This window comes from Melaminivora jejuensis, from assembly GCF_017811175.1.
In the GTDB taxonomy this organism is placed as follows: Bacteria; Pseudomonadota; Gammaproteobacteria; order Burkholderiales; family Burkholderiaceae_C; genus Melaminivora; species Melaminivora jejuensis.
Genome location: NZ_JACWIJ010000002.1, coordinates 114,294 through 140,827, shown reverse-complemented (window position 1 = coordinate 140,827; position 26,534 = coordinate 114,294). Strand labels below are relative to the sequence as shown.

Here is a 26,534-nt window from a genome sequence, read left to right as displayed (position 1 = left end):
GTGCCGGCGGATCAGCCGTCCAGCCCGGCTCGGCTGCTCGCATGCCCGAGCGGCTCGATCAGGATCTGCACGCGCCGGTTGCGCTGGCGGCCCTGTGGGTCGTCGCTCCCATCCGGCAGGGTATTGGCTGCCACCGGCTCGCTCCGGCCCCGGCCCTGGACGTGCGCCTGCCGCCCGGTACGCTCGCGCAGCGCCTCGGCGACCGCCTGGGCGCGGCGCAGCGACAAGGCATCGTTGTAGGCATCACCACCCTTCGCATCGGTATGCCCCACCACCCGCAGCGGCGCTCGGGGATAGCTTTGGATCAATTGCGCCGCGCGCTCCAGCACAAGTGCCGCATCGGCACGCAATTGCGCCCGGTCGAAGTCGAACAGCACGTCGGCTGGCAAGTCGAAGGCAATGGCTTGCTGCGGCGTGGCGTGCGCGTGCAGTGCGGCCAGCAGCGCACGCGTGCGCTCCAGGCGGATAGGCGGCACTTCGGCGGCGCGCAGCAGCGTGACCGGGCCAGCAATAGGCGCGAGCCGGGTTGCGCCGCCCTGCACTGCCAGCGCGCCAGCGGCATCCCGGGGCTGCAGTGCGGTGGCAGGCGCCTCGGCGGGCGTGAGCCTGGTGGCCTGCCGAGCCAGAGACCGGTCGCTGCGCAGCACATCCGCCGCCGGTTCAGCCAGGGCAGGCGCTGCGCCAGCGGCCAGCGCAACCAGCGCGAGCGCCGGCGCCAGGGCATCAGGCCGCCGCTTCATGACAGCGGCAGTTCCATGGCCAGCCCGGGCGCGACGATGTTGTCGCCGTCGTTGCCCTCGTTGAACACCAGCCGTACCCGTTGCGCTGCGACGGACACGCTGCCCAGGAAGACCAGTTGCCCATCCAGCGTCTGGCCTTCGCGGATGGTGAGGTCGCGGTTGTCCTCGGGGCGCTTGATGTGCAGCCGGGCGCCGTTTTCATCCTCCAGAAAGGTGTCGGCCAGGGCCAGCATGGTGCTGTCGGTGATTCGGTTGGCAAACGAGATGCTGACATCCAGCACCGTGGCATCGCCGCCCACCTCGATGCTCTTGACGCGCACCGTGACGCCGGCTGGCGCAACACCCTGCACGCCCAGCGGCAGCCTGCGCGGCGCGGACGGCTGCACTACAGAGGTGGCGGGGGCACCAGCTTGCGGCGGGGACGCAGCAATCGCGGGAGCAGGCGCGGGGATTGCGGGTGCCCCGGCCTGGACGGCGGTGCCTGGCTGCTCCTGGCAAGCGACCGACAGCACAGCGAGCGCGCAGGACACCAACAGGGCAGCACTGCGCGCAGCAGCGGGCTGGACGAAGGAAGTGGACATCAGGGCTTCTCCTCGGGTTGTTCGGTCGCAGCACCCGGCCTTTTGCTTTTGCAGCAGGCACTGGCAAAAAAACGCCGCCCTGCAGGCGGCGTCTGGATTGTTGGCCACCGCTGCAACAGACTGCGGTAAGCAAACGTGAAAGCTGTGTGCCGGGCCTGGCGCCTACTCCACCACCGTCAGCTTGGCCACCGACAGCGCCAGCCACTTGGTGCCGTGGCGCGGGAAGTGGATCTGCGCGCGCGCATCGTCGCCCGCGCCCTCGACGGCCAACACCTTGCCCTCGCCGAATTTGTTGTGAAACACCGCCAGCCCCGGGCGCAGGCCGTGGCCAGGCTCAGCCTTGCGCGGCGGCACGGGCGGGCTGGCGAAGATTTCAGTTTTAGAGCCAAATCGGCCTTCAGCGCCCGTCCAGCCTGCGTTGACAGCTCCTGAAACAGAAGCAAAACCAGCAAAATTGCCAAAGCCCGGCTGGCGCGGCGTGAGCCATTTGAGCGCGCCCTCGGGCAGCTCGTCGAAGAAGCGGCTCCTGACGTTGTAGCGCGTCTGGCCGTGCAGCAAGCGCGTCTGCGCGTGGCTGAGGTACAGACGCTTCCTGGCGCGGGTGATGGCGACATACATCAGGCGGCGCTCCTCCTCCAGCCCGGCGCGGTCGCTCATGGCGTTCTCGTGCGGGAACAGCCCATCCTCCAGCCCGCCGATGAACACGCAATCGAACTCCAGCCCCTTGCTGGCGTGGACGGTCATGAGCTGCACAGCGTCCTGTCCGGCCTGGGCCTGGTTGTCGCCGGCCTCCAGCGCGGCGTGCGTGAGGAAGGCCGCCAGCGGCGACAGCGTCTCGCCGGTGTCCTGGTCGATCAGCGCGCCCGGCTCGGCCAGCGGCAGGCTGGCATCGATGCCCTGGCTGGCCGGGCTTTGCGTGAGCAGCGGCGCGCCGCGCTGCTCATCGAGCGGTAGCGCCACGGCGTCGCGGCCAAAGCCTTCCTGCGTCACGAAGCTCTCGGCGGCGTTGATGAGTTCATCCAGGTTCTCCAGCCGATCGGCGCCGTCCTTGTCATTGCGGTAGTGCTCGATCAGGCCGCTGGCGTCGAGCATCTGGCCAATGATGGTGCGCAGGCTGGCGCCCTGCGTGGCCTCGCGCAGCACGTCGATACGCGCGACAAAAGCGCCCAGGTTGGCGCCGGCGCGGCCTGGCACGGCACTCACCGCATCATGCAGCGAGCAGCCAGCCTCGCGCGCGGCGTCCTGCAGTTGCTCCAGCGTGCGCGCGCCGATGCCGCGCGCCGGAAAGTTGACCACGCGCATGAAGCTGGTGTCCTCGTGCGGGTTCTCCAGCAGGCGCAGATAGGCCAGGGCGTGCTTGATTTCCGCCCGCTCGAAAAACCGCAGGCCGCCATAGACACGGTAGGGCACGCCGGCGTTGAACAGCTGCGACTCGATGACCCGGCTTTGCGCGTTGCTGCGGTACAGCACGGCGATTTCGCGCCGCGCTATCTCGCCGTTCTTCACCAGGCTCTTGATCTCGTCGACCAGCCACTGAGCCTCGGCCAGATCGGTCGGCGCCTCATGGATGCGCACCGGCTCGCCCGGGCCTTGCTGCGTGCGCAGGTTCTTGCCCAGCCGGCCCTGGTTGTGGGCGATCAGGGCGTTGGCGCAGTCCAGGATGTTGCTGTAGCTGCGGTAGTTCTCCTCCAGCTTGATCGTCTGCTGCACGCCGAACTCGCGCACGAAGTCCTGCATGTTGCCCACGCGCGCGCCGCGAAAGGCATAGATGCTCTGGTCGTCGTCACCCACGGCGATCACGCTGCCGTGCGTGGCCAGCCGCCCGCCCTCGACGTCCCCGGCCAGCTGCTTGAGCCAGGCGTACTGCAGCCGGTTGGTGTCCTGGAACTCATCGACCAGGATGTGCGAAAAGCGCCGCTGGTAGTGGGCGCGCACGGCATCGTTGCCCTGCAAAAGCTCGTAGGAGCGCAGCAGCAACTCGCCAAAGTCCACCACGCCTTCGCGCTGGCATTGCTGCTCGTAGAGCTGGTAGAACTCGACTTTTTTCTGCGTGTCCGGGTCGCGCACCGGCACATCCTGGGGCGCAGGCCTTCTTCCTTGCAGCCGGCGATGAACCAGGCCAGTTGCTTGGGCGGGAAGCGCTCTCCGTCCACGCCGTGCTGCTTGCACAAGCGCTTGACGGCCGAGAGCTGATCCTGCGTGTCCAGGATCTGGAAGGTGCTGGGCAGGCCGACCAATCTGTGGTGCGCGCGCAGCAGGCGGTTGCACAGGCCGTGGAAGGTGCCAATCCACATGCCGCGCACGTTGACGGGCAGCATGGCCGACAGGCGCGCCACCATCTCCTTGGCGGCCTTGTTGGTGAAGGTGACGGCCAGGATGCCGCCGGGCGAGGCCTGGCCGGTCTGCAAGAGCCAGGCGATGCGGGTGGTAAGTACGCGCGTCTTGCCCGAGCCGGCACCGGCCAGGATCAGCGCGTGGCCGGCGGGCAGCGTGACGGCGGCGAGTTGCTCGGGGTTGAGGTTTTGCAGCAGCGGCAGGGTGCCGGGGCCGCCAACGCCAAAAGGCGCTGCAGCGCCGGCGGTCGGGTCATGAGGGAGCATGGCGGCGATTGTAGAAAGCCCCTGCATGTCCGGGTTTGCCCGGGGCCGGTACAATCAAGCACCGGGCCCAAGTTTCTTGCGCCCGGTTTTTTTATGCCTGCACGTCGGGCAACGCAGGAAACCGGAGCGTGAGCCAAGCGCCCTTCTCGTGCCGCGAAATCCCTCGCCGCGCGACCCTCTACAGGAGCTTGGAACCTCATGGAAATCTTCGACTACGACAACATCCTGCTGCTGCCGCGCAAGTGCCGCGTGCAAAGCCGCGCCGAGTGCGACGCCAGCGTGGAACTCGGCGGGCGCCGCTTCAAGCTGCCCGTGGTGCCGTCCAACATGAAAACCGTGGTGGACGAAAAAATCTGTACCTGGCTGGCGCAGAACGGCTACTTCTACGTCATGCACCGTTTCGATCTGGACAACGTGCAGTTTGTGCGCGACATGCAGGCCAAGGGCTGCTTCGCCTCAATCTCGCTGGGCGTGAAAAAACCCGATTACGACACGGTGGATCAATTTGTCGCGCAGGGCCTGTGCCCCGAGTACATCACCATCGACATCGCCCACGGCCACGCCGACACGGTGAAGGACATGATCGGCTACCTCAAGGCCAAGCTGCCCGGCGCCTTCGTGATTGCCGGCAACGTCGGCACGCCCGAGGCGGTGATCGACCTGGAAAACTGGGGCGCGGACGCCACCAAGGTCGGCATCGGCCCGGGCAAGGTCTGCATCACCAAGCTCAAGACCGGCTTCGGCACAGGCGGCTGGCAGTTGTCGGCAGTCAAATGGTGCGCCCGCGTGGCTACCAAGCCCCTCATTGCTGACGGTGGCATCAGAAGCCACGGCGACATCGCCAAGAGCATCCGCTTCGGCGCCACCATGATCATGGTTGGCTCGCTGTTTGCCGGCCACGAAGAGTCGCCCGGCGAGACGGTGGAGGAAGGCGGCGAGCGCTTCAAGGAGTACTACGGCTCGGCCTCGGACTTCAACAAGGGCGAATATCGCCACGTCGAGGGCAAGCGCATCCTGGAGCCCATCAAGGGCCGCCTGGCCGACACGCTCATCGAGATGGAGCAGGACGTGCAAAGCTCGATCAGCTACTCGGGCGGCACCAGGCTGATGGACATCCGCAAGGTGAACTACGTGATCCTGGGCGGCGACAACGCCGGCGAGCACCTGCTGATGTGATTCGCACGATTTTTTTGCCCAGCAAGCGTTGACAGGGCAAGAATTCGTGCATAATTGCGGACTTCGCTGCACTGCAGCGATTCTCTGAAAAGAGATGGGGCTCTTAGCTCAGTTGGTAGAGCAGCGGACTCTTAATCCGTTGGTCGTAGGTTCGAATCCTACAGGGCCCACCAAAAATACATTACGAATCAAGCACTTGCAGCGGCAACGCACAAGTGCTTTTTTCTTGTCCGCTTGTTGTGCGAGCCTCAGCCAAACCCTGAAACTGATCAGAACGGTATCTGCCCACCATCGTCCAGCGCCTCATGAAGACCTGGAGATGGCCGCGCCGGGCGCCAGGCCTCGCCCGATTGCTCGCCAGAGCGGACGCTGCCTCCGTCCTCGGGCTGCATGGCACGGCGCTTGCGGGTGACGTGGTAGGCAGTCAGTACCTGATGGGCCACGACATCCAGCGCCGGGCGCGCCACGCCCTCCCTGTCCGTCCAGACCTTGGGGTCACGCTGCCGGCCACGGCCAGACTGTCGCCGGCGTCCAGTGCCAACAGCGCTGCTACGGCAGCCTGCTCGAAGGCGATGACGTTCACGAACAGGCTGTCGCCATCCCCAGCTGCCGCGCGCAGCTTGGCCGTCGCAAAGGGCTTGCCGTTCTTGCTGGTGCGTGATTCAGGCCGTGCGTGCAGCTTGCCAGAGATCAGTGCATCGATGCTCATGGTGGCGTCCTTTCATCCCTTGCCGGGCGGGCAGTCCGGCCATCGCCATCGGCAGGCGCCCCGCCGCAGGCAAAAAAAGCCGCTTGATGCTATTTTTTCAATAGCTACCAAGCGGCTTGTACATTGGCGGAGAGGGTGGGATTCGAACCCACGGTACGCTTGCACGTACGCCTGATTTCGAGTCAGGTACATTCGACCACTCTGCCACCTCTCCTGTGTGTCGAAGCGCGCGATTGTAGCAGCAAAAATCTGCCCGCCAGCAATCGCGCACCCATCCCGGTCGGGGTCAGAACAGTACGCGCGTGCGCAGCGTGCCCGGCACCTGGGCGAGCTTTTCCAGCGCCACATCGGACGAGCGGGCATCCAGGTCGATGACCACGTAGCCGATGTCCTCGCGCGTCTGCAGGTACTGGGCCGAGATGTTGATGTCGTTGTCCGACAGGATGCGGTTGATCTGCGAGAGCACGCCCGGCACGTTCTGATGCACGTGCAGCAGGCGGTGCTTGCCCTCGTGCGCCGGCAGCGCAACCTCGGGGAAGTTGACCGACGAGGTGCTGGTGCCGTTGTCGCTGTAGCGGATCAGCTTGGCCGCCACCTCGACGCCGATGTTGGCCTGCGCTTCCATGGTCGAGCCGCCGATGTGCGGCGTCAGGATCACGTTGTCCAGCCCGCGCAAGGGCGAGACGAACTCGTCCTTGTTGCTCTTGGGCTCCTTGGGGAAGACGTCGATGGCGGCGCCCGCCAAGTGGCCGCTCCTGATGGCCTCGGCCAGCGGGTCGATCTCCACCACCGTGCCGCGCGAGGCATTGATCAGGATGGCGCCGCGCTTCATGGCGGCGATCTGCGCCGCGCCGATCATCCACTGGGTCGAGGCCAGCTCAGGCACATGCAGGCTGACGATGTCGGATTCGGCCAGCAGCGCCTGCAGCGACGCCGCCTGGTGGGCGTTGCCCAGGGGCAGCTTGGCCACCACGTCATGGAAGATGACGTGCATCCCCAGGCTCTCGGCCAGTACCGACAACTGCGAGCCGATGGCGCCATAGCCAACGATGCCCAGCGTCTTGCCGCGCGCCTCGAACGCGCCTTCAGCACTCTTGAGCCAGCCGCCCCGATGCGCCACAGCGTTCTTTTCGGGGATGCCGCGCAGCAGCAGAATGCTTTGCGCCAGCACCAGCTCGGCCACCGAGCGGGTGTTGGAATACGGCGCGTTGAACACGGCGATGCCGCGCTCGCGCGCCGCCTTCAGGTCGATCTGGTTGGTGCCGATGCAAAACGCCCCCACGGCAACCAGCTTGGAGGCGTGCGCCAGCACCTCGGCAGTGAGCTGGGTGCGCGAGCGCAGGCCGACAAAGTGCGCATCGGCAATCTTGTCGTGCAACTCCTGCCCCTCCAGCGCGCCGGGCAGCCGCTCCACGTTGATATAGCCGGCGGCGGCCAGCGCATCGACGGCACTTTGGTGGATGCCTTCGAACAGCAGAAACTTGATCTTGCTCTTGTCCAGGGATGTCTTGGGCATGGGGAATTTGCAGTCAGAAGTGGAACAAGGCGGTCATCATTGTGCAGCGCACAAAGCCTTGCTGGGCGGCGGGCGATTGCCCGGCGGCCTGCTGCGCTACAGGACAAAGGCCCTCGCTTGTCAGCAAGCCGTAATGAAAGTGTCACAATTTGCCCCTTCGTCAGACGACGAGATCGTTGCCGCCTGACGGGTTATCCCGATTGATGCCCGTTTTTTGCTGTGCGACAACGTCACGCACCTGTCATGTGGCTGCGTCACCATGGCGCCTTCCGCCACTCTTTCTTCCACTCCGAGGAGAACCTTTTCCATGCAAATCAGACATCTGGCGCTGGCCGCCTCCATGTTCGCTGCCAGCCTGGGCGCCCAGGCACAGACCGAGATCCAGTGGTGGCATTCGATGACCGCCGTCAACAACGAGTGGGTCAACGACCTGGCCCGGCAGTTCAACGAAAGCCAGAAGGATTACAAGATCGTGCCCACCTTCAAGGGCAGCTATGACGAAAGCATGACGGCGGCGATTGCCGCCTTCCGCTCGGGCAATGCGCCGCACGTGCTGCAGGTGTTCGAGGTGGGCACGGCCACCATGATGGCCAGCAAGGGCGCCACCGTGCCCGTGGCCAAGGTCATGAAGGACGCTGGCGCCGACTTCAACCCGAGCGGCTACATCCCCGCCGTCGCTGCCTACTACACGGCCCCCAACGGCGAGATGCTGAGCATGCCGTTCAACAGCTCGACCACGGTCTTCTACATCAACAAGGACGCCTTCAAGAAGGCCGGCCTGGACGGCGACAAGCCCCCGGCGACCTGGCCCGAGGTCTTCGACGCCGCCAAGAAGCTCAAGGCCAGCGGCCACAGCTGCCCCATGACGCTGGCCTGGATGGGCTGGACGCAGCTCGAATCCTTCTCGGCCTGGCACAACGTCGAGTTCGCCACCGAGAAGAACGGCCTGTCGCCCAACGGCTACAAGGCGCGCCTGAAACTCAACTCGCCGCTGCACGCCCGCCACATCGACAACCTGGCGCAAGCCGCCAAGGCCGGCGAGTTCGTCTACAAGGGCCGGGGTTCTGCAGCGCAGGCCTCGTTCACCTCGGGCGAGTGCGCCATGATCCAGACCTCCTCGGGCTACTACGGCGACGTGGCCAAGAACGCCAAGTTCGCCTACGCCATAGCTCCCCTGCCCTATTACCCGGACGTGAAGGGTGCACCGCAGAACACCGTGATCGGCGGCGCCTCGCTGTGGGTCATGGCCGGCAAGAAGCCCGAGGAGTACAAGGGCGTGGCCAAGTTCTTCGAGTTCCTGTCGCAGACCAAGGTGCAGGCCGACAGCCACCAGCGCACCGGCTACCTGCCCATCACCATGGCAGCCTATGACCTGACCGACAAGTCCGGCTTCTATCAGAAGCACCCCGGCACCGACGTGGCCGTGAACCAGATGGTGCGCAAGGTGACCGACAACTCGCGCGGCATCCGCCTGGGCAACTACGTGCAGATCCGCACCATCGAGGACGAGGAGATGGAGCAGGTCTGGGCCGGCAAGAAGAGCGCCAAGGAGGCGCTCGACACCATCGTCCAGCGCGGCAACGAACTGCTGACGCGCTTCGAGCGCTCCTACAAGAAGTAAGGGGCATCCCTCGGCAGCGTGGCAGCGGGCGCATACCTTGCGCTCGCCTGCTGCGCTGCCGAGCGTTTTGCGTTGAGGATTAGGCGTTTCGCGGTATTCACGCCCAACGCAAGACGCTCAACGTGAAACGCAGCGCCCGCCCGCCCCTGGCGCGGGCCGCTTGCTCCCCGACGGCGGCGCCTGGCGCCCCGGCGGTTTTCTGTTTTTTGGACCGTCATGGAAAAACGTGTACTTTTCCGCTCGGCATGGTTGCCCTGGGTGCTGATTGCGCCGCAGCTGCTCATCATCCTGATCTTCTTCTTCTGGCCCGCCGGGCAGGCCGTGGTGCAGTCCTTCCAGATGGAGGACGCCTTCGGCATGAGCACGGAATGGGTTGGCCTGCAGAACTTCCAGCAGTTGCTCGATGACCCGTCCTACCTGAACTCCTTCAAGCGCACGGCGCTGTTTTCCATTTTGGTGGCGGGCATCGGCATCGTGCTGGCGCTGATCCTGGCCATCTTTGCCGACCGCATCGTGCGCGCGGCCATGCTCTACAAGACGCTGCTCATCGTGCCCTACGCCGTGGCACCGGTCATCGCCGGCGTGCTGTGGGTGTTCCTGTTCTCGCCGTCAATCGGCGTCATCACCTACTACCTGGGGCGTCTGGGCTACAGCTGGAACCACATGATGAACGACGGCCAGGCCATGGCGCTGATCGTCATCGCCTCGGTCTGGAAGCAGATCTCCTACAACTTCCTGTTCTTCCTGGCCGGGCTGCAATCCATTCCCAAGGCGCTGATCGAGGCCGCCTCCATCGACGGCGCCGGCGCCTGGCGGCGCTTTTGGAACATCCAGCTGCCGCTCTTATCGCCGACCACGTTCTTCCTGCTGGTCATCAACATCGTCTATGCCTTCTTCGACACCTTCGGCATCATCGACGCGGCCACGCAGGGCGGCCCTGGCCAGTCCACCTCCATCCTGGTCTACAAGGTCTATCAGGACGGCTTCAAGGCGCTCGACCTGGGCGGCTCGGCCGCGCAGTCCGTCATCCTGATGCTGATCGTGGTGGCGCTCACCGTAGTGCAGTTCCGCTACGTCGAAAAGAAGGTGCAGTACTGACATGATCGACCGCAACCCCTGGCTGACCTTTGTCTCGCACGCCGTGCTGATCCTCGGCGTGGCCATCGTCGCCTTTCCGCTGTACCTGGCGCTCGTCGCCTCCACGCACACGGCGGACGCCATCGTGCAGTCGCCCATGCCGCTCTTGCCCGGCTCACAGATGTGGGAGAACTACCAGGCCGCCCTGTTCGGCTCGGGCAAGCTGGGCTCCAACACCAACGTGGTACGCATGATGTGGGTCAGCTTCGTGGTGGCCATGATCATCACGGTAGGCAAGATCGCGATCTCGCTGCTGTCGGCGTTCGCCATCGTGTACTTCCGCTTCCCGTTCAAGATGCTCACTTTCTGGGCCATCTTCCTGACGCTGATGCTGCCCGTGGAAGTGCGCATCCTGCCGACCTACAAGGTGGTGGCCGACCTGGGCCTTTTGAACAGCTACGGCGGCCTGACGCTGCCGCTGATCGCCTCGGCCACGGCGACCTTTCTGTTCCGCCAGTTCTTCCTCACGGTGCCCGATGAGCTGGTCGAGGCGGCGCGCATCGACGGCGCCGGGCCGATGCGGTTTTTCGTGGACGTGCTGGTGCCGCTGTCGCGCACCTCGATTGCGGCGCTGTTCGTGATCCAGTTCATCTACGGCTGGAACCAGTACCTGTGGCCGCTTTTGATGACCACCAGCGAGGACATGTACCCGGTGGTCATCGGCATCAAGCGCATGTTGGCCGGCGGCGAGGCCGCCGTGGACTGGAACATCGTCATGGCCACGGCCATCATCGCCATGCTGCCGCCCACGCTGGTGGTCATGCTGATGCAAAAGTGGTTCGTCAAGGGCCTGGTGGACACGGAAAAATAACAAAAATACACATCAAATACCGCTCAAACCCTTGCCCAGCAAGCGCTGACAGCTACTGATTAAATAGCAAAATGGCTTCCATTTCCCTGAAGAACATCACCAAGACCTATGGCAGCGGCAAGGCTGCCGTGCCCGTCATCCACGGCGTCAACGCTGAAATCCAGGATGGCGAATTCATCGTCATCGTCGGGCCGTCGGGCTGCGGCAAGTCCACGCTCCTGCGCATGGTCGCGGGGCTGGAGGAGATCACCGGCGGCGAGCTGCACATCGGCCCGCGCGTGGTCAACAACCTGGAGCCGGCCAAGCGCGACATCGCCATGGTGTTCCAGAACTACGCCCTGTACCCGCACATGAGCGTGTTCGACAACATGGCCTACGGCCTGAAGATCGCCCGGGTGGCCAAGGACGAGATCCGCACGCGCGTGGACAAGGCGGCCAAAATTCTGGAGCTGTCGCACCTGCTCGACAGGAAGCCGCGCCAGCTCTCGGGCGGCCAGCGCCAGCGCGTGGCCATGGGCCGGGCCATCGTGCGCCAGCCGCAGGTCTTTCTGTTCGACGAGCCGCTGTCCAACCTGGACGCCAAGCTGCGCGTGCAAACGCGCCTGGAGATCCAGAAACTGCACCGCGAGCTGGGCATCACCAGCCTGTTCGTCACCCACGACCAGGTCGAGGCCATGACGCTGGCCGAGCGCATCATCGTCATGAACGCCGGCCGCATGGAGCAGTTCGGCACGCCCGAGGAGGTCTATCACACGCCGGCCTCCACCTTCGTGGCCAGCTTCATCGGCTCGCCGCCCATGAACCTGCTGCACAACGCTCCGGGTGCCGTGCCCGGGCAGATCCTGGGCATACGCCCCGAGCATCTGGACGTGGGGCCGGACGGCTGGCCGGTGCTGGTCGAGACCGTGGAAATGCTGGGCGCCGAGCGCCTGATCTATGGGCGCCTGAACAGCGAGCAGATCGTCGTGCGCATCGAGGAAGGCAGCCATGCGCCGCAACTGGGCGCCACGCTGCACGTCCAGCCCCGGCCCGAACGCTTGCACGCCTTCGACGCCAAGACCGGCAAGCGCATCTGAACCGAGCACCGCCATGAGCACTACCGACACCCTGCCAGCCTGGCCCTACCCGCGCTGGATCGCCCACCGGGGCGCTGGCCGCCTGGCGCCGGAAAACACCCTGGCCGCCTTCCGCCTGGGCGCGGCGCACGGCTGGCGCATGTTCGAGTGCGACGCCAAGCTCAGTGCCGATGGCGTGGTCTTTCTGCTGCACGACGCGACGCTTTCGCGCACCACCAACGGCCACGGCACGGCTGGCGAGCTGCCCTGGAGCGACCTGGCGCAGCTCGACGCCGGCGCCTGGCACTCGCGCCAGTACGCCGGCGAGTCCATCCCGACGCTGGAGAACGTGGCGCGCTGGTGCATCGCCAACCACCTGCACCTGAACATCGAGATCAAGCCCACGCCCGGCACCGAAGAGGCCACGGGCCGCGCCGTGGCCAGCCTGGCGGCGCGCCTGTGGCACGGGCAGGCCGTGCCGCCGCTGCTGACCTCCTTCCAGCCCCGGGCCCTGGCCGGCGCGCGCGACGCTGCCCCGCAACTGCCGCGCGGCCTGCTGCTGGACAAGCTGCATGACGGCTGGCTGGATGCCGCGCAGCAATTGGGCTGCGTGGCCGTGGTCTGCAACCATGCGCTGTGGAGCCGCGAGCAGGTCGAGGCGGTACACGGCGCCGGCCTGCGCGCACTCAGCTACACCGTCAACGACGAATGGGCTGCCGAGCGCCTGCTGGCGCTGGGCACGGACGGCATCATCAGCGACCGGGTGGAGCTGTTCAGCCCGGCGGGCTGACAGGCGCACCGTCGCCACGCCGGCGCAGGCCCGCTCGGGCCGCTGCCCCTGCCGCAGTGGAGCAAGGCGCGCCGCGCCGCTTGCCTGGGCCGCAATGGCGGCTCTTTCCTGCACGCGGGCACGGCCACGCCGCCGGACAATCGCGCCCATGCCGCGCCCCGCCCCGCTCTCGCCCCTGCATCGCCTCATTGCTGCATCTGCCAGCCAGCCCTGCGCCACCGGCCTGACGCGCTGGCTGCTGTGCCTGCTGCTGTGCTGCATCGGCGCCTTGGCCCTCACCCTTCAACCGGCGCACGCCCAGCCAGCACCCGCCACTGCCCCGGCCAGCAGCGACGGCACGCCCCTGTCCAGCGTGGAGGAGCTGCGCCTGCGCCTGGATGCACTGCCGCAAAAACTCTCCACAGAGGACGACGGCCGCCGCCTGGTGGCCGAGGCCAACGCCATCGGCGCAGCCGCCGATCGCCTGGCCGCGCAGCGCAGCGCCGATCTGGCCGATGTCGATGCGCGGCTGCAGGGCCTGGGGCCGGCGCCTGAAAAAGGCTCGCCCGCCGACACGCCGGACGTGGTGCGCCAGCGCAGCACGCTCACGCGCCAGCGCGCAGCGCTGGACAGCGAGTTGAAGCTGGCACGCCTGGTCAGCGTCGATGCCGGCCAGCGCGCCAATGAACTCACGCGCCAGCGCCATGCCCAATTCCAGGCAGCGCTCAGTTCGCGCACCGATTCACCCCTGAGCGCCGCCTTCTGGCGCAACCTGCGCAACGCCTCGCCCGGCGACCGCGCCCGCCTGCAGTCGCTGGGCCTGGACTTGCGCAGCGCCCTCACCAGCGCCGCGCAGTCGCCGCACCGGGGCGCCTTCTACGGCATGGGACTGCTGGCCCTGCTGCTGGGCAGCGCCGGCACCTGGGGCGCGCATCTCCTGCTGCTGCGACTGCTGCCCCGGCGCCTGCCCTCGAACCGGCTGCGCCGCACGCTGCTGGCCACGGTGGCGATTGCCGTGCAGGTGCTGCTGGTGGCCATGGCGGTGCAGCTGCTGTGGGGCGCGCTGGCCGTGGGCGGCGAACTGCCCGAGCCGCTGCGCGCCCTGGAGCGCGCCAGCGTGCGCGCCGCCGCCTATGCCGCCTTCGTCATCAGCCTGGGCCAGGCCCTGCTGTCGCGCCGGCGCCCAAGCTGGCGTCTGCTGGCGCTGTCCGACGAGCAGGCGCGCCGCCTGGCGCCCTACCCCTGGTGGATTGCCCTGCTGTCGGCTGCCGGCACGCTGGCTGTCGATCTGAACGCCATCATCGGCGTCAGCCTGTCGGCGGAGGTGTTCACGCACGCACTGGTGGCCTTGGCGCTGTCGCTGGCCATGGCGCTGCTGCTGGCGCGCACGCGCCGGCGCGTGGTGCGCGTCAGCCAGGCGCCGGCTGCGGCGCAGCAGGCCGCACCGCCAGCCGAGCCGCAGCCTGAGCCGCAGGTCGAGGTGCGCCCGCTGTGGCTGGCCGTGGTGCTGGCCGCTGCCGGCCTGGCGGTGCTGGCATCCTGGGTGGCCCTGGCGTTGGGCTACGTGGCCCTGGCCGGCCTGTTGGCGCGCCAGAGTGTGTGGTCGGGCGTGGTCTTTGCGACTACCTATCTGCTGTTCATGCTGGCCGAAGACCTGAGCGAGACGCTGCTGTCCTCGCAAGGCCTGGTCGGGCGGCATCTGCACAGCGCGCTGGGGCTGGAGCCACGGCTGCTCGATCAGCTGTCGGTGCTCTCCAGTGGCCTGCTGCGCGTGCTGCTGCTGTTCTATATGGCGATTGCCCTGATGGCGCCCTTTGGCACCGGGCCGGACGAGCTGTTTCGCCGTGGCAGCATCCTGCAGGGCACGCTCAGGATCGGCGACTTCGTGCTGGCCCCCAAGGCGCTGGCCACCGCCGTGGCAGTGCTGCTGGCCGGCTTCATGGCCATTCGCGTGTTCAAGCGCTGGCTCAGCGACGCCTACTTCCCCAGCACCGCGCTCGACCCTGGAATGCGCAGCTCCATCACCACGCTGCTGGGCTACATCGGCGGCGTGGTGGTCATCGCCATCGCGCTGGCCGGGCTGGGCATCAGCGTCGAGCGCATCGCCTGGGTGGCCAGTGCGCTGTCGGTGGGCATAGGCTTTGGCCTGCAGGCCATCGTGCAGAACTTCATCTCCGGCCTGATCCTGCTGGCCGAGCGCCCGGTGCGCGTGGGCGACTGGGTCAAACTGGGCGACACCGAGGGCGACGTGCGCCGCGTCAACGTGCGCGCCACCGAAATCCAGGTCGGCGACCGCTCCACCGTGATCGTGCCCAACTCGGAGTTCATCACCAAGACGGTGCGCAACATGACGCTGACCGGCGCCCAGGGCCGGGTACAGCTGAGCCTGCCCGCGCCCCTGGATACCGATGCGCGCCGAATGCGCGAGCTGATCCTGCAAGCCTTCCAGGCGCACGAGCTCATCCTGGACGAGCCGGCCCCCAGCGTGACGCTGGACGGCATCCACAACGGCACGCTGACCTTCATCGCCACTGGCTGGGTGGCCAACCCGCGCAGCGCCGGCGGCACGCGCAGCGACGTGCTGTTCGCCATCCTGGATGCGCTGCGCGCCGAAGGGCTGTACCTGTCGCCGCCGGCCACCACCCTGGTGGCGCAAGGGCAATCAGTGGAGGGTGCAGACGACGATGGGGAGCGCCGCCCGGCCTCGGGGGCGTGAGCGCCGTGTCCTTCGGCGTTGTGCGTTTTGCGCGACGCGTTTCGCGGTCGTCGGCGCCCAGCGGCCCTACCGCCAGGCCCGCAACCATAGCCACTGACTGCTAGCACAGGCCAGCACCAGCGCGGCATGGGTCAGCATCAGCCCGTCATGTCCGCCCAGCACCAGGCCAGCCACCAGCACGCCGCAACCGACTGCAAAATTGATAGCTAGCGGCGCAAGCCAGCCGGCGTTTTTGGCCAGATTTCTCATGAAAACATGGCTGGCCAGCACCAGCAGCACAGCCACGGCCAGGGCCGGCGCGGCGAAGTTCAGGAGGTGATTCACAAGGATGGCAAAGCTCATGCAGACAGCGCGCACAGACAGGCCGCAAATGACGCAAATCAAGGCCGATACCCAGCAGACTAGCCGGTGGCGGCACAAATTTTATAATCCGCCCCCATGGCAGTCTGGGCACTCGGCATCAACCACACCACTGCCCCGCTCGATCTGCGGGGCCGTTTTGCGTTTGCGCTCGACCAGATCGCGCCCACGCTGCACGGCCTGCGCGCATCGCTGGCCGGTGGCAGCCGCCATCCGCAGGTGGAAACAGCCATCCTGTCCACCTGCAACCGCACCGAGATCTACTGCGCCGCGCCCACCGCCGCGCCCGAGCACACGCTGCGCTGGCTGGCGCAGTCCGGCGGCGTCAGCGCCGAACTGCTGCACGCACACTCCTACCACCTGGAAAACGGCCTGGCCGCGCGCCACGCCTTCCGCGTCGCCAGCGGGCTCGACTCCATGGTGCTGGGCGAGGCGCAGATCCTGGGCCAGATGAAGAACGCCGTGCGCGCCGCCGAAGGCGCGGGCGCTCTGGGCAGCACGCTCAACCAACTGTTCCAGCGCAGCTTCGCCGTGGCCAAGGAGGTGCGCTCCAGCACCGACATCGGCGCGCACAGCATCAGCATGGCCGCCGCCGCCGTGCGCCTGGCCGGGCAGCTGTTCGAGGATTTGTCGCAGATCCGCGTGCTGTTCGTCGGCGCCGGCGAGATGATCGAGCTGTGCGCCACGCACTTTGCCGCACGCAACCCCCGGCAGATCGCCATTGCCAACCGCACGCTGGAGCGCGGCGAAAAGCTCGCCACACGCCTGGGCGGCAGCGTCATGCGCCTGGCCGACCTGCCCGAGCACCTGCACGAGTTCGACGCCGTGGTCAGCTGCACCGCCAGCCAGCTGCCCATCATCGGCCTGGGTGCCATCGAGCGCGCCATCCGCCGCCGCCGGCATCGGCCCATGTTCATGGTCGATCTGGCCGTGCCGCGCGACATCGAGCCAGAGGTCAAGCAACTGGGCGACGTGTACCTCTACACCGTGGACGACCTGGCCGGCGTGGTGCAGACCGCGCAGGCCAGCCGCCAGGCCGCCGTGGCACAGGCCGAGGCCATCATCGACGCCGGCGTGCAAAGCTTTCTGCACTGGCTGGACTTGCGCCAGCCTGCCGGCCAGGGCGCTGCCGTGGTGCCGCTGATCCAGCAGCTCAACCGCCAGACCGATGCCTGGCGCGCCGCCGAGATCGCCCGTGCCAAGAAGCTGCTGGCCCGGGGCGAGGACATCGACACCGTGCTCGAAGCCCTCTCGCGCGGCCTGACGCAGAAGATGCTGCACGGCAGCCTGGCCGAGCTGCGCTCGGGCGACGCCGCCGCGCGCGAGCAGACGGCGCAGACCATTGAGCGGCTGTTTTTGCGCGCGCACGGCAAGGGCGCGCTGTAGCGGCACTGGCCTGCTGCTCATCCCCCGCCCCTCCACCCTGCCGCCCACCGGCTTGAAATTTCAAGTCAAATCAGCCGCAAAGCCTTGTCAAGCAAGCGCTGACAGCTACTGAAAAAGTAGCACAACCTTTCATCCCATCACCCATGCAAGCTTTTCTCCGCAGCCAGCTGGAGCGCCACACGCAGCGCCTGGCCGAGCTGGACTTCCTGCTGTCGCGCGAGGACATCATGGCCGACATGCAGCAATACCGCAGCCTGTCGCGCGAGCACGCCGAAGTCAGCGCCGTGGCCAGCCGCTGGGCGCGCTTTCGCCAGCGCGAGGCCGACCTGGCCGGCGCGCAGGACATGCTGGCCGACCCCGACATGGCCGAGCTGGCGCAGGAAGAAATCGATGCCGCGCAGGCCGAGCTGGCCACGCTGGACGCCGAGCTGCAGCGCCTGCTGCTGCCCAAGGATCCCGATGACGAGCGCAACGCCTTCATCGAAATCCGCGCCGGCACCGGCGGCGACGAATCGGCCCTGTTCGCCGGCGACCTGGCGCGCATGTACACCCGCCACGCCGCCAGCGCCGGCTGGCGCGTGGAGATCATGAGCGCGCACGAGGCCGAGCTGGGCGGCTACAAGGAAGTGGTGCTGCGCATCGAGGGCGAGCGCGCCTATGGCCGGCTGCGCTTCGAGTCCGGCGGCCACCGCGTGCAGCGCGTGCCGGTGACCGAGACCCAGGGCCGCATCCACACCAGCGCCTGCACCGTGGCCGTGATGCCCGAACCCGACGAGAGCCAGGCCATCACGCTGAACCCGGCAGAGCTGCGCATCGACACCTTCCGCGCCAGCGGCGCCGGCGGCCAGCACATCAACAAGACCGACTCCGCCGTGCGCGTGGTGCATTTGCCCACCGGCATCGTCGCCGAGTGCCAGGACGGGCGCAGCCAGCACGCCAACAAGGCCCGCGCCCTGGCCGTGCTGCAGGCACGCCTGGAGGACAAGGAGCGCAGCGAGCGCAGCGCGCGCGAAGCCGCCACCCGCAAGGGGCTGATCGGCTCGGGCGACCGCTCGGATCGCATCCGCACCTACAACTTCCCGCAGGGCCGGCTGACCGATCACCGCATCAACCTGACGCTGTACAAGCTGCTGGCCGTCATGGAGGGCGACCTGGACGAGGTGCTGGACGCCCTGCAGCACGCCCGCGAAGCCGAGCTGCTGGCCGAGCTGGAAATCAACGCCTGAACAATTTTTTGCATCAAATCCGCCTCAAAGGCTTGTCCAACAAGCGCTGGCAGCTATTGAAAAAGTAGTGAAAGACATGGCATCGACGATCACCCAGGCCCTGGCCCAGGCACAGCGCAGCGGCTTGGCGCGCATCGACGCCACCATGCTGCTGCTGCACGCGCTGGGCCATGCGCTGCACGACCGCGCCTGGCTGATCGCGCATGGCGACGAGGCGCTGCCGGCGGCCACTGCGGCCACCTTCGACGCCCTGTGCCAGCGCCGCCTGGCGGGCGAGCCGGTCGCCTACCTGGTTGGCAGCAAGGAATTCCACGGCCTGCGCCTGGCCATCGACGCCCGTGTGCTCGACCCTCGGCCCGATACCGAAACCCTGGTGGACTGGGCGCTGGAGCTGCTGGCCGAGCGGCCCGCGCCGCGCATCATCGACCTGGGCACGGGCAGCGGCGCCATTGCCCTGGCGCTGGCGCACGCCCGCCCGGATGCGCAGGTGCTGGCCATCGATGCCAGCGCCGACGCCCTGGCCGTGGCGCGCGCCAATGCCCAGCGCCTGCGGCTGCCGGTGCAGTTCGCCCACAGCCTCTGGCTGCAGGACGTGCCGCCGGGGCGCTTCGACGCCGTCGTCAGCAACCCGCCCTACATCGCCGAGGACGACCCGCACCTGCCCGCCCTGCGCCACGAGCCGCGCATGGCGCTTGCCAGCGGCGCCGACGGGCTGGATGACATCCGCGCCATCGTCGCCCAGGCCCCGGCCCACCTCGCCCCCGGCGGCTGGCTGCTGCTGGAGCACGGCTGGGATCAGGCTGAAGCGGTGCAGGCACTGCTGCGCGCGGCAGGCTTTGCCCAGGTACACAGTCGGCATGACCTGGCCGGCATAGCCCGATGCAGCGGCGGGACAATGGCCGGCGAAGATGCAGCCTCAATGAATTGACATCCTCCCCCGCCTAAAAGCGTGGGATTCCTACCGCGCCCATTGCAGGCGCAACGCCTGAACAAGTCGCCTCAGTGGGTTCCTGCTTCACCGAGGCTGCACGCTTGGCCCTTGCGGGCCTTGCACGGCTGACATCATGGCCCGCTGGTATCTACACAAGCGGGCTTCGTGCTTCTTGAAACAGGCTAGCGGCTCCAGGTATGTTCCGTCGCTGAAGGTGGCAAAGCGCGCCACCCCTACGTCTATGCCAACGGCGCTGCTGGCCTGGGGGATGGGCGGCTCTACCTCTCGCTCAGTCTGGAGGCTGACGAACCATTTGCCGCTGGACAGGCTGACGGTGGCATTGCACGGCTTGCCCAGCACCGGGCGCGATAGCCTCAGCCGCATCCAGCCCAGCTTGGGCAGGAGATGCGAGCGTTGCCCGCATCGAGCTTGAAGCCCTGGGGAAACCTCAAACTCGCGCCTCGCCCCTTTTTCTTGAACTTCGGGAAGGCTGCGCGTTTGGCAAAGAAGTTCTTGTATGCCCGCTGCAGGTCTTTGAGTGACTGCTGCAAGGCCTGGCTGGGTGAATCACTCAGCCATGACAGATCCTTCTTCCAGTCGGGCAGCAAATTGGCAAGTTTGGTGTAGCTGAATTTGCTGGTGTTATCTGCCTCGTACCAGGCCTTTTGCTGCGCCAGCGCCTTGTTGTAGACGAACCGGCAGGCGCCCGCAAAGCGGCGCATCTGCCGCTCCTGCTGGCCGCTCGGCATCAGCTCGTACTTAAAGGCCTGCAAGCGCTTCATATACTGTGATTATATACAGGTTCTGCATGGCAGACAAGCCCTACGGGCCAGAACTGCTGCGCAGTTCGCGTCTTATATCCCCGGCCTGAACGCCGAGGTTTTACGACGCATCGGATAATCGCGCCCATCACCCCATCCGGGGCTACCCATACACACCAGGAGCATCATTTTTATGAGCGACGTCCAGCAACGCATCGAGCAACTCGTCAAGAACAACGACATCGTGCTGTTCATGAAGGGCAATGCCAGCTTCCCCATGTGCGGCTTTTCCGGTCGCGCCGTGCAAATCCTCAAGGCCTGCGGCGTGGAAGCCAAGGACATTGCCGCCGTCAACGTGCTCGACGACCAGGAAATCCGCCAGGGCATCAAGGACTTCAGCCAGTGGCCGACCATTCCGCAGCTCTACGTGCGCGGCGAGTTCATCGGCGGCTCGGACATCATGATGGAGATGTACGAGTCGGGCGAGCTGCAGCAGGTCGTGAGCGGCCAGCAGGCTGCGGGCTGAAGCGCCCGCCAGCCCAGCCCCTTTTTCCCCCTCCCCCTCTCTCGAAACCGCTCTCAGGAGCGGTTTTTTCGTTCTGGCGCAGCCCCTGGCCGGACGGTAGCGCCCCGCTACACTCAGGCGGCCCTTTCGCCGCCCTCCACTCCTTCATGACCCTGCTCCAGAGCCTGCTCGTCATCGCCGCCCTGATTGCCACCAGCGCCTTCTTCTCGGTGGCCGAGCTGTCGCTGGCCGCCTCGCGCCGCCTGCGCCTGCGCCAGATGGCCGACGAGGGCGATGCGCGCGCCGCGCGCGTGCTGCTGATGCAGGAGCAGCCGGGCGACTACTTCACTGTGGTGCAGGTCGGGCTGAATGCCGTGGCAATCCTGGGCGGCGTCGTGGGCGAAGGTGCGCTGAGTCCGTATTTTTCCGCCCTGCTGGAGCTGTGGCTGCCGCAGAGGCAGGCGCAGACGGCCGGCTTTCTGGCGTCTTTTTTGCTCGTCACCTCGCTGTTCATCCTGTTTGCCGACCTGCTGCCCAAGCGCCTGGGCATGGCCAACTCGGAGCGCGTGGCCGTGGCCGTGGTCGGGCCGATGCAGTGGTGCATGAGGCTGTTCAAACCGCTGATCTGGCTGTACAGCCGCGCAGCCGATGTGCTGCTGCGCCTGTCGGGCCTGCCGGTGCAGCGCGACGAGCGCGTCACCTCCGACGACATCCTGGCCATGATGGAGGCCGGCGCGCGCTCGGGCGTGCTGGCGGCGCGCGAGCAGCAGGTCATCGAGAACCTGTTCGAGCTGGACTCGCGCAGCGTGGTCAGCAGCATGTCCTCGCGCGAGCGCATCGCCTATTTTTTGCGCGACGACCCGGACACGGTCATCCGCGCACGCATCGCCAATGAGCCGTTTTCCACCTATCCCGTGTGCGTGGGCGACATCGACCACGTGGTCGGCTATGTCGATGCCAAGGATTTGTTCCAGCGCGCGCTGAACAACCAGCCCATCTCGCTGTCCGAGGAAGGCCTGGTGCGCAAGGTGCTGATCGTGCCCGATCGCCTGTCGCTGGCCGAGGTGCTGGAGCAGTTTCGCCAGGTACACGAGGACTTTGCCGTCATCGTGAATGAGTACAGCCTGGTGGTCGGCGTAGTCACGCTCAACGATGTCATGAGCACCGTGATGGGCGATCTGGTCGGGCCGGCGGACGAGGAGCAGATCGTGCGCCGCGACGAGGACTCTTGGCTGATCGACGGCATCACGCCGGTGGCTGACGTGCTGCACGCCCTGGGCCTGGACGAGCTGCCGCACGAGGGCGACTATGAAACCCTGGCGGGTTTTCTGATGGTCATGCTGCGCCGCGTGCCCCGGCGCACCGACAGCGTGGACTGGGGCGGCTACAAGTTCGAGGTCATCGACGTGGACAGCTACCGCATCGACCAGGTGCTGGTCTCGCGCCTGGCATCGCTGCGCCCGGCCAGCGCGGGCGAAGTAAGCAATGCGCCGGCCTTGCTGTCCTCTCAGGCGCCCGACGTGCGCTCCTGAAAGAACCAGTTGCGCTGCGCGGCAAACACCGCATTGGGGTACGGCGCCTTGCCCCGGCTGCCGTTGTAGCGGCCCAGCGCCAGGTACAGGTCGCCCTGCTCGCGATCGAGATAGTGGCGCAGGATGACGCAGCCAAAGCGCAGATTGGTCTGCACGTGAAACAGCTTGGCCGGATCGCCGTCGCCGATGACGCGCGTCCAGAACGGCATGACCTGCATGTAGCCGCGCGCGCCCACCGACGAAATGGCGAACTTGCGAAAGGCGCTCTCCACCTGGATCAGGCCCAGCACCAGCGAGACATCCAGACCGGCGCGCTTGGACTCATACCAGGCGGTCTGCAGGAAGTCGCGCCGCACTTCCCACTGCGGCTTGCGGTTGCGCAAGCGCTCGCTCATGGCAGCCAGCCAGCGCAGGTAGGACAGGCGCGCCTCGGTGCTGGCAAACAGCGGCTCGGGTGGTGCCAGGTCGCCCACGGCCGAGGCCAGCGCGCCGCGCACCGAGTCGATCAGTGGCTCCTCCAGTTGCCCGCCGGCGTGCGCCGCCGGAGCGGCCAGCCAAGCGCCCGGCCCTGCGGCCAGCGATGCCAGGCAGGCGCGGCGCGACAGGGCGCCAGGCTGTGCAGTCTTGCCCTGGATGCTCATGCTGCGAGTTGTTCCTTCACGAAGGAGAAAATATCCGCCACCGGCACCTGGGTGGCGCTGATGGCACGGCGGTGCTGGTATTCCACCTGGCCTTCCTTGAGGCCGCGCTCGGACAGCACCACGCGGTGCGGCACGCCGATCAGCTCCCAGTCGGCAAACATGGCGCCCGGGCGCTCGCCGCGATCATCGAGCAGCACATCGACGCCGGCGGCCTGCAGCTCGTCGTGCAGCTTCTCGGCAGCCTCCTTGACCGCCGCGCTGCGATCCATGCCGATGGGGCACAGCACCACGGTGAAGGGCGCGATGGCATCGGGCCAGATGATGCCGCGCTCGTCATGGTTTTGCTCGATGGCCGCCGCCGGCAGGCGCGTCACGCCGATGCCGTAGCAGCCCATCTCGAAGTGCGCCGGCTTGCCGTCCTCGTTCAGGAAGGTGGCGTTCATGGCCCTGGAATACTTGGTGCCCAGGTAGAAGACATGGCCGACTTCGATGCCGCGCTCAATGGCGAGTTCCCCCTGGCCGTCGGGCGAGGGGTCGCCAGCCACGACGTTGCGCAGGTCGGCCACGGCGTCAGGCTCGGGCAGGTCGCGGCCCCAGTTCACGCCGGTGATGTGGTGGTCTTCCTTGTTGGCGCCGCAGATCCAGTCAGCCATGACGGCGACCTCGCGGTCGGCAACGATGCGCACGGGTTTCTTCAAATCCAGCGGCCCCAGGTAGCCGGGCTTGGCGCCGAAATGCTCCTCGATCTCGGCCACGCTGGCAAAGCGAAAGCCCTTGTCCAGACCCGGCACCTTGGAGACTTTGATCTCGTTCATGTCATGGTCGCCGCGCAGCAGCAGCAGCCAGACCTGCACGCCGGTCGGCTCGCCGGCCTCGTTGAGCTCGTCGGTGGCCAGCACCAGGGATTTGACGGTGGTGGCCAGCGGCACGCCAAGCAGTTCGGCTACATCGGCGCAGGTCGCCTTGCCCGGGGTGGGGGTCAGCGTGCGCGGCTGGCTGGCAGCCGGGCGCGGGCCGGCAGGAGGCGCGCTTTCCGCCTTTTCCATGTTGGCCGCATAGTCGCTGGTCGGACAATAGACGATGGCATCCTCGCCGGTGGCGGCGATGACCTGAAATTCCTCGCTCAGATCGCCGCCGATGGCGCCCGAGTCGGCAGCCACGGCGCGGTATTTCAGGCCGAAGCGGTCGAAGATGCGCCGGTAGGCCTGCGCCATGGCTTGGTAGCTGGCCTGCGCGCCGGCCTGGTCACGGTCGAAGGAGTAGGCGTCCTTCATGATGAACTCGCGCCCGCGCATCAGGCCAAAGCGCGGGCGGCGCTCGTCGCGGAACTTGGTCTGGATCTGGTAGAGATTCTTGGGCAGCTGCTTGTAGCTGCGCAGTTCCTGGCGGGCGATGTCGGTGACCACCTCCTCGCTGGTCGGCTGCACGATGAAATCGCGCCCGTGCCTGTCCTGGATGCGCAGCAGCTCCGGCCCCATCTTGTCGAAACGCCCGGTTTCTTCCCACAGCTCGGCGGGCTGCACCACGGGCATGGTGCATTCGACAGCGCCGGCGCGGTTCATCTCCTCGCGCACGATGGCCTCGACCTTGCGGATCACGCGCAGGCCCATGGGCATGTAGGTGTAGATCCCAGCGCCCAGCCGCTTGATCAGGCCGGCGCGCATCATCAGCCGGTGGCTGACGACCTCGGCGTCGGCGGGTGCCTCTTTGAGGGTGGAAATGAAGAATTGGGAGGCTTTCATCGAACGAACCCGGACAGCGCAGGGGCTGTGCTTGCCGCACGCAAGGGCGCGTGCATAATGCCTGCAGTTTGAAAAATTTGGGGTCAGATTATGCTCGACAGGGACGGATTTCGCCCTAACGTCGGCATCATCCTGCTCAACCAGAAGAACCAGGTGTTCTGGGGCAAGCGCATACGCACCCACAGCTGGCAGTTCCCGCAAGGGGGCATCGACCGAGGAGAAACTCCGGAACAGGCCATGTTCCGCGAGCTTCACGAAGAAGTCGGACTGCAGCCCAACCACGTACGCATCATTGCCCGCACCCGCGACTGGTTGCGCTACGAGGTGCCAGACCGATATATCCGCCGCGATGCGCGCGGCCACTACCGGGGCCAGAAGCAGATCTGGTATCTGCTGCAGTTGACCGGCTACGACTGGGACTTGAACCTGCGCGCCACCAACCACCCGGAGTTCGACGCCTGGCGCTGGAACGAATACTGGGTGCCGCTGGACGTGGTGGTCGAGTTCAAGCGCGGCGTCTATGAAATGGCCCTGACCGAGCTGTCGCGCTTCGTGCCCCGCCACGAGCAGCGCAATCGCTACCTGCGCAGCGGAATGCGCGTGCGCGATCTGAGCGGCCTGGTGCCGGCCCAGCATCGCGGCGGCAGCGGGATGCTGGTCAAGCCGGGGGTGGAGCTGCCGCCTGGTGCCAGCTTCGACCCAGACCCGCAAAGCGGTTTGCCGGATCATCCGGGCGCAGCGCCAGCCCAGGAGGCAGCACCCGCCCAGCAGGCCGGCCCGGCCCCGGCGGCACCCTCCGGCAAGTCCTGAGAACCCAGGCGGCGGCACTGCCTGGCTGCTGCCTTCAACGCCTCAGCGCTGCGTCAGCACCATGTTGTCGCGATGCACCATCTCCGGCTCGGCGGCGTAGCCCAGCAGCCGCTCGAACTCGCACGAGGGCTTGCGGCACAGCAGGCGCGCCTCGGCGCTGGCGTAATTGGCCAGGCCCCGGGCAACCTCCCCGCCTGCCGCATCGCGCACCGCAATCACATCCCCGCGCACGAAATCGCCTTCCACCGCCACCATGCCGATGGGCAGCAGGCTCTTGCCCTCGCCGCGCAGCTTGGCCACGGCACCGGCATCCACGGTGACCGAGCCGCGCAGCTGCAGGTGATCGACCATCCACTGCTTGCGCGCATGGTTCTTGGCCGTCTGCGCCACCAGCAGCGTGCCGATGGCCTCGCCCTGCGTCAGGCGCAGCAGCACATCGCGCTCGCGCCCCCAGGCGATCACCGTCGAGGCGCCCGAGCCGGCAGCGCGCCTGGCAGCGATGATCTTGGTCAACATGCCGCCCTTGCCGATGCTTGATCCGGCGCCGCCGGCCATGGCCTCCAGCGCCGGATCGCCCGCCTGCGCCACATGCACGAACTGCGCCGCAGGGTCGCGCCGGGGGTCGGCGGTATAGAGGCCCTTTTGGTCGGTCAGAATGACCAGCACATCGGCCTCGACCAGATTGGCGACCAATGCACCCAGGGTGTCGTTGTCGCCGACCTTGATCTCATCGGTGACCACGGTGTCGTTTTCGTTGATGACCGGGACTACGCCCAGGCGCAACAGTGTCAGCAGCGTCGAGCGGGCATTCAGATAGCGCTCGCGGTCGGCCAGGTCGGCGTGCGTGAGCAGCACCTGGGCGCTGCCCATGCCCTGCTCGCGCAGCTTGGTCTCGTACATCTGCGCCAGACCCATCTGGCCGACGGCTGCGGCCGCCTGCAGCTCGTTGACGGCACGCGGGCGCTTGGCCCAGCCCAGGCGCTTCATGCCCTCGGCGATGGCGCCGCTGGAGACCATGATGACCTCGCGCGTCACGCCGTCGCTGCTGCCTTGCACCAGGGCGGCCAGCTGGCGGCTCCACTCACCGATGGCCGCCTCGTCCAGGCCCCGCCCTTCATTGGTCACCAGGCTGGAGCCAACCTTGACCACGATGCGCCGGGCATCACGCAACACGCTGGAAGTCATATTTTGGATGAAAACGGGCTGAAA

The 26,534-nt window shown here is 66.9% G+C and carries 22 protein-coding genes, 2 tRNA genes and 2 pseudogenes; 14 read left to right on the top strand and 12 right to left on the bottom strand.

Going from position 1 to position 26,534, the window contains the following annotated elements:
* Nucleotides 1-11: 11 nt before the first annotated feature.
* The 3 genes and pseudogenes from IDM45_RS00960 to IDM45_RS00950 form a co-directional block, all read right to left on the bottom strand.
* Nucleotides 12-740 carry an OmpA family protein gene (locus IDM45_RS00960; protein ID WP_209421251.1) on the bottom strand — a complete coding sequence of 243 codons (729 nt, stop codon included), beginning with the start codon at nt 738-740 and terminating at the stop codon, nt 12-14.
* The gene (locus IDM45_RS00955) at nt 737-1,321 is read right to left on the bottom strand and encodes a hypothetical protein (protein WP_209421250.1); all 585 of its coding nucleotides are present in this window, start codon (nt 1,319-1,321) and stop codon (nt 737-739) included. The genes IDM45_RS00960 and IDM45_RS00955 overlap by 4 nt, the downstream gene beginning before the upstream one ends.
* A 162-nt stretch (nt 1,322-1,483) precedes the next feature.
* A pseudogene (locus tag IDM45_RS00950) lies at nt 1,484-3,921 on the bottom strand (UvrD-helicase domain-containing protein).
* Between the two features lie 198 nt (nt 3,922-4,119).
* On the opposite strand from IDM45_RS00950, the gene IDM45_RS00945 reads away from it, so the two are divergent.
* A complete protein-coding gene (locus IDM45_RS00945) occupies nt 4,120-5,097 on the top strand; it encodes a GMP reductase (protein ID WP_209421249.1) in 978 nt (325 codons plus the stop codon).
* A 97-nt stretch (nt 5,098-5,194) separates the two neighbouring features.
* A tRNA-Lys gene (locus tag IDM45_RS00940) sits at nt 5,195-5,270 on the top strand.
* Between the two features lie 96 nt (nt 5,271-5,366).
* Here IDM45_RS00940 and IDM45_RS18055 read toward each other — a convergent pair.
* The 4 genes from IDM45_RS18055 to serA form a co-directional block, all read right to left on the bottom strand.
* Nucleotides 5,367-5,540: a hypothetical protein gene (locus IDM45_RS18055; protein WP_325168929.1), complete on the bottom strand. Its 174-nt coding sequence runs from the start codon at nt 5,538-5,540 to the stop codon at nt 5,367-5,369.
* Nucleotides 5,522-5,806, bottom strand: a complete 285-nt coding sequence (locus tag IDM45_RS18050; protein ID WP_325168928.1) for a hypothetical protein — start codon at nt 5,804-5,806, stop codon at nt 5,522-5,524. The genes IDM45_RS18055 and IDM45_RS18050 overlap by 19 nt, the downstream gene beginning before the upstream one ends.
* A gap of 124 nt (nt 5,807-5,930) precedes the next feature.
* Nucleotides 5,931-6,020: transfer RNA gene (locus IDM45_RS00930), tRNA-Ser, on the bottom strand.
* A gap of 72 nt (nt 6,021-6,092) precedes the next feature.
* Nucleotides 6,093-7,322 carry a phosphoglycerate dehydrogenase gene (serA, locus tag IDM45_RS00925; protein ID WP_209421248.1) on the bottom strand — a complete coding sequence of 410 codons (1,230 nt, stop codon included), beginning with the start codon at nt 7,320-7,322 and terminating at the stop codon, nt 6,093-6,095.
* Nucleotides 7,323-7,629: 307 nt separating this feature from the next.
* Here serA and ugpB point away from each other — a divergent pair, with 307 nt between their 5' ends.
* The 6 genes from ugpB to IDM45_RS00895 all read left to right on the top strand — a co-directional run bounded on the left by ugpB (nt 7,630) and on the right by IDM45_RS00895 (nt 15,431).
* Nucleotides 7,630-8,943 (top strand): sn-glycerol-3-phosphate ABC transporter substrate-binding protein UgpB, encoded by a 1,314-nt coding sequence (gene ugpB / locus IDM45_RS00920; RefSeq protein ID WP_209421247.1) that lies wholly within the window; start codon nt 7,630-7,632, stop codon nt 8,941-8,943.
* Between the two features lie 216 nt (nt 8,944-9,159).
* Entirely contained in the window at nt 9,160-10,041 is an 882-nt protein-coding gene (ugpA, locus tag IDM45_RS00915; RefSeq protein ID WP_209421246.1) for a sn-glycerol-3-phosphate ABC transporter permease UgpA, read from the top strand.
* Nucleotide 10,042: 1 nt separating this feature from the next.
* Nucleotides 10,043-10,891 (top strand): sn-glycerol-3-phosphate ABC transporter permease UgpE, encoded by an 849-nt coding sequence (gene ugpE / locus IDM45_RS00910; protein WP_209421245.1) that lies wholly within the window; start codon nt 10,043-10,045, stop codon nt 10,889-10,891.
* Nucleotides 10,892-10,962: 71 nt separating this feature from the next.
* A complete protein-coding gene (locus IDM45_RS00905) occupies nt 10,963-11,967 on the top strand; it encodes a sn-glycerol-3-phosphate import ATP-binding protein UgpC (RefSeq protein WP_209421244.1) in 1,005 nt (334 codons plus the stop codon).
* Nucleotides 11,968-11,980: 13 nt separating this feature from the next.
* Nucleotides 11,981-12,736, top strand: coding sequence for a glycerophosphodiester phosphodiesterase (ugpQ, locus tag IDM45_RS00900; RefSeq protein ID WP_209421243.1), 756 nt, complete (start codon nt 11,981-11,983; stop codon nt 12,734-12,736).
* 148 nt (nt 12,737-12,884) lie between these two features.
* Nucleotides 12,885-15,431, top strand: a complete 2,547-nt coding sequence (locus IDM45_RS00895; protein WP_209421242.1) for a DUF3772 domain-containing protein — start codon at nt 12,885-12,887, stop codon at nt 15,429-15,431.
* Between the two features lie 66 nt (nt 15,432-15,497).
* Here the strand turns inward: IDM45_RS00895 and IDM45_RS00890 are convergent, their stop codons facing one another.
* Nucleotides 15,498-15,773 carry a hypothetical protein gene (locus IDM45_RS00890; protein ID WP_209421241.1) on the bottom strand — a complete coding sequence of 92 codons (276 nt, stop codon included), beginning with the start codon at nt 15,771-15,773 and terminating at the stop codon, nt 15,498-15,500.
* Between the two features lie 96 nt (nt 15,774-15,869).
* Between IDM45_RS00890 and hemA the strand changes: the two genes are divergently transcribed.
* The 3 genes from hemA (at nt 15,870) to prmC (ending at nt 19,331) form a co-directional block, all read left to right on the top strand.
* A complete protein-coding gene (gene hemA, locus IDM45_RS00885; RefSeq protein ID WP_209421240.1) occupies nt 15,870-17,177 on the top strand; it encodes a glutamyl-tRNA reductase in 1,308 nt (435 codons plus the stop codon).
* A gap of 143 nt (nt 17,178-17,320) precedes the next feature.
* Nucleotides 17,321-18,403, top strand: a complete 1,083-nt coding sequence (gene prfA, locus IDM45_RS00880; RefSeq protein WP_209421239.1) for a peptide chain release factor 1 — start codon at nt 17,321-17,323, stop codon at nt 18,401-18,403.
* Nucleotides 18,404-18,479: 76 nt separating this feature from the next.
* Nucleotides 18,480-19,331 carry a peptide chain release factor N(5)-glutamine methyltransferase gene (gene prmC, locus IDM45_RS00875; RefSeq protein WP_209421238.1) on the top strand — a complete coding sequence of 284 codons (852 nt, stop codon included), beginning with the start codon at nt 18,480-18,482 and terminating at the stop codon, nt 19,329-19,331.
* 135 nt (nt 19,332-19,466) lie between these two features.
* On the opposite strand, the pseudogene IDM45_RS17385 reads toward prmC, so the two are convergent.
* Nucleotides 19,467-20,116, bottom strand: a pseudogene (locus tag IDM45_RS17385) (RNA-guided endonuclease InsQ/TnpB family protein); the annotation flags it as partial.
* A 172-nt stretch (nt 20,117-20,288) separates the two neighbouring features.
* On the opposite strand from IDM45_RS17385, the gene grxD reads away from it, so the two are divergent.
* Both grxD and paeA read left to right on the top strand, forming a co-directional pair.
* A complete protein-coding gene (grxD, locus tag IDM45_RS00865; protein ID WP_209421236.1) occupies nt 20,289-20,621 on the top strand; it encodes a Grx4 family monothiol glutaredoxin in 333 nt (110 codons plus the stop codon).
* A gap of 146 nt (nt 20,622-20,767) precedes the next feature.
* Nucleotides 20,768-22,132: a polyamine export protein PaeA gene (paeA, locus tag IDM45_RS00860; protein ID WP_209421235.1), complete on the top strand. Its 1,365-nt coding sequence runs from the start codon at nt 20,768-20,770 to the stop codon at nt 22,130-22,132.
* Here paeA and IDM45_RS00855 read toward each other — a convergent pair.
* Nucleotides 22,108-22,773 (bottom strand): lytic transglycosylase domain-containing protein, encoded by a 666-nt coding sequence (locus IDM45_RS00855; RefSeq protein ID WP_209421234.1) that lies wholly within the window; start codon nt 22,771-22,773, stop codon nt 22,108-22,110. The genes paeA and IDM45_RS00855 overlap by 25 nt on opposite strands.
* Complete coding sequence (locus IDM45_RS00850; RefSeq protein ID WP_209421233.1) at nt 22,770-24,515, bottom strand: proline--tRNA ligase; 1,746 nt, start codon at nt 24,513-24,515, stop codon at nt 22,770-22,772. Before IDM45_RS00850 ends, IDM45_RS00855 begins: the two co-directional genes overlap by 4 nt.
* A gap of 90 nt (nt 24,516-24,605) precedes the next feature.
* On the opposite strand from IDM45_RS00850, the gene IDM45_RS00845 reads away from it, so the two are divergent.
* Nucleotides 24,606-25,325, top strand: coding sequence for an RNA pyrophosphohydrolase (locus IDM45_RS00845; protein WP_209421232.1), 720 nt, complete (start codon nt 24,606-24,608; stop codon nt 25,323-25,325).
* 42 nt (nt 25,326-25,367) lie between these two features.
* Here IDM45_RS00845 and proB read toward each other — a convergent pair whose 3' ends face one another.
* Nucleotides 25,368-26,510, bottom strand: coding sequence for a glutamate 5-kinase (proB, locus tag IDM45_RS00840; protein WP_209421231.1), 1,143 nt, complete (start codon nt 26,508-26,510; stop codon nt 25,368-25,370).
* Nucleotides 26,511-26,534: the final 24 nt, after the last annotated feature.

Bases quoted from the DNA above. Each gene is read 5' to 3' on its own strand.
- IDM45_RS00945 (WP_209421249.1), top strand. From the start codon at position 4,120: ATGGAAATCTTCGACTACGACAACATCCTGCTGCTGCCGCGCAAGTGC.
- IDM45_RS00955 (WP_209421250.1), bottom strand. From the start codon at position 1,321: ATGTCCACTTCCTTCGTCCAGCCCGCTGCTGCGCGCAGTGCTGCCCTG.
- ugpQ (WP_209421243.1), top strand. From the start codon at position 11,981: ATGAGCACTACCGACACCCTGCCAGCCTGGCCCTACCCGCGCTGGATC.
- IDM45_RS18050 (WP_325168928.1), bottom strand. From the start codon at position 5,806: ATGAGCATCGATGCACTGATCTCTGGCAAGCTGCACGCACGGCCTGAA.
- IDM45_RS00890 (WP_209421241.1), bottom strand. From the start codon at position 15,773: ATGAGCTTTGCCATCCTTGTGAATCACCTCCTGAACTTCGCCGCGCCG.
- ugpA (WP_209421246.1), top strand. From the start codon at position 9,160: ATGGAAAAACGTGTACTTTTCCGCTCGGCATGGTTGCCCTGGGTGCTG.
- grxD (WP_209421236.1), top strand. From the start codon at position 20,289: ATGAGCGACGTCCAGCAACGCATCGAGCAACTCGTCAAGAACAACGAC.
- IDM45_RS00845 (WP_209421232.1), top strand. From the start codon at position 24,606: ATGCTCGACAGGGACGGATTTCGCCCTAACGTCGGCATCATCCTGCTC.
- ugpB (WP_209421247.1), top strand. From the start codon at position 7,630: ATGCAAATCAGACATCTGGCGCTGGCCGCCTCCATGTTCGCTGCCAGC.
- hemA (WP_209421240.1), top strand. From the start codon at position 15,870: ATGGCAGTCTGGGCACTCGGCATCAACCACACCACTGCCCCGCTCGAT.
- proB (WP_209421231.1), bottom strand. From the start codon at position 26,510: ATGACTTCCAGCGTGTTGCGTGATGCCCGGCGCATCGTGGTCAAGGTT.
- IDM45_RS00960 (WP_209421251.1), bottom strand. From the start codon at position 740: ATGAAGCGGCGGCCTGATGCCCTGGCGCCGGCGCTCGCGCTGGTTGCG.
- IDM45_RS00850 (WP_209421233.1), bottom strand. From the start codon at position 24,515: ATGAAAGCCTCCCAATTCTTCATTTCCACCCTCAAAGAGGCACCCGCC.
- prfA (WP_209421239.1), top strand. From the start codon at position 17,321: ATGCAAGCTTTTCTCCGCAGCCAGCTGGAGCGCCACACGCAGCGCCTG.
- prmC (WP_209421238.1), top strand. From the start codon at position 18,480: ATGGCATCGACGATCACCCAGGCCCTGGCCCAGGCACAGCGCAGCGGC.
- ugpE (WP_209421245.1), top strand. From the start codon at position 10,043: ATGATCGACCGCAACCCCTGGCTGACCTTTGTCTCGCACGCCGTGCTG.
- serA (WP_209421248.1), bottom strand. From the start codon at position 7,322: ATGCCCAAGACATCCCTGGACAAGAGCAAGATCAAGTTTCTGCTGTTC.
- IDM45_RS00855 (WP_209421234.1), bottom strand. From the start codon at position 22,773: ATGAGCATCCAGGGCAAGACTGCACAGCCTGGCGCCCTGTCGCGCCGC.
- IDM45_RS00905 (WP_209421244.1), top strand. From the start codon at position 10,963: ATGGCTTCCATTTCCCTGAAGAACATCACCAAGACCTATGGCAGCGGC.
- IDM45_RS00895 (WP_209421242.1), top strand. From the start codon at position 12,885: ATGCCGCGCCCCGCCCCGCTCTCGCCCCTGCATCGCCTCATTGCTGCA.
- paeA (WP_209421235.1), top strand. From the start codon at position 20,768: ATGACCCTGCTCCAGAGCCTGCTCGTCATCGCCGCCCTGATTGCCACC.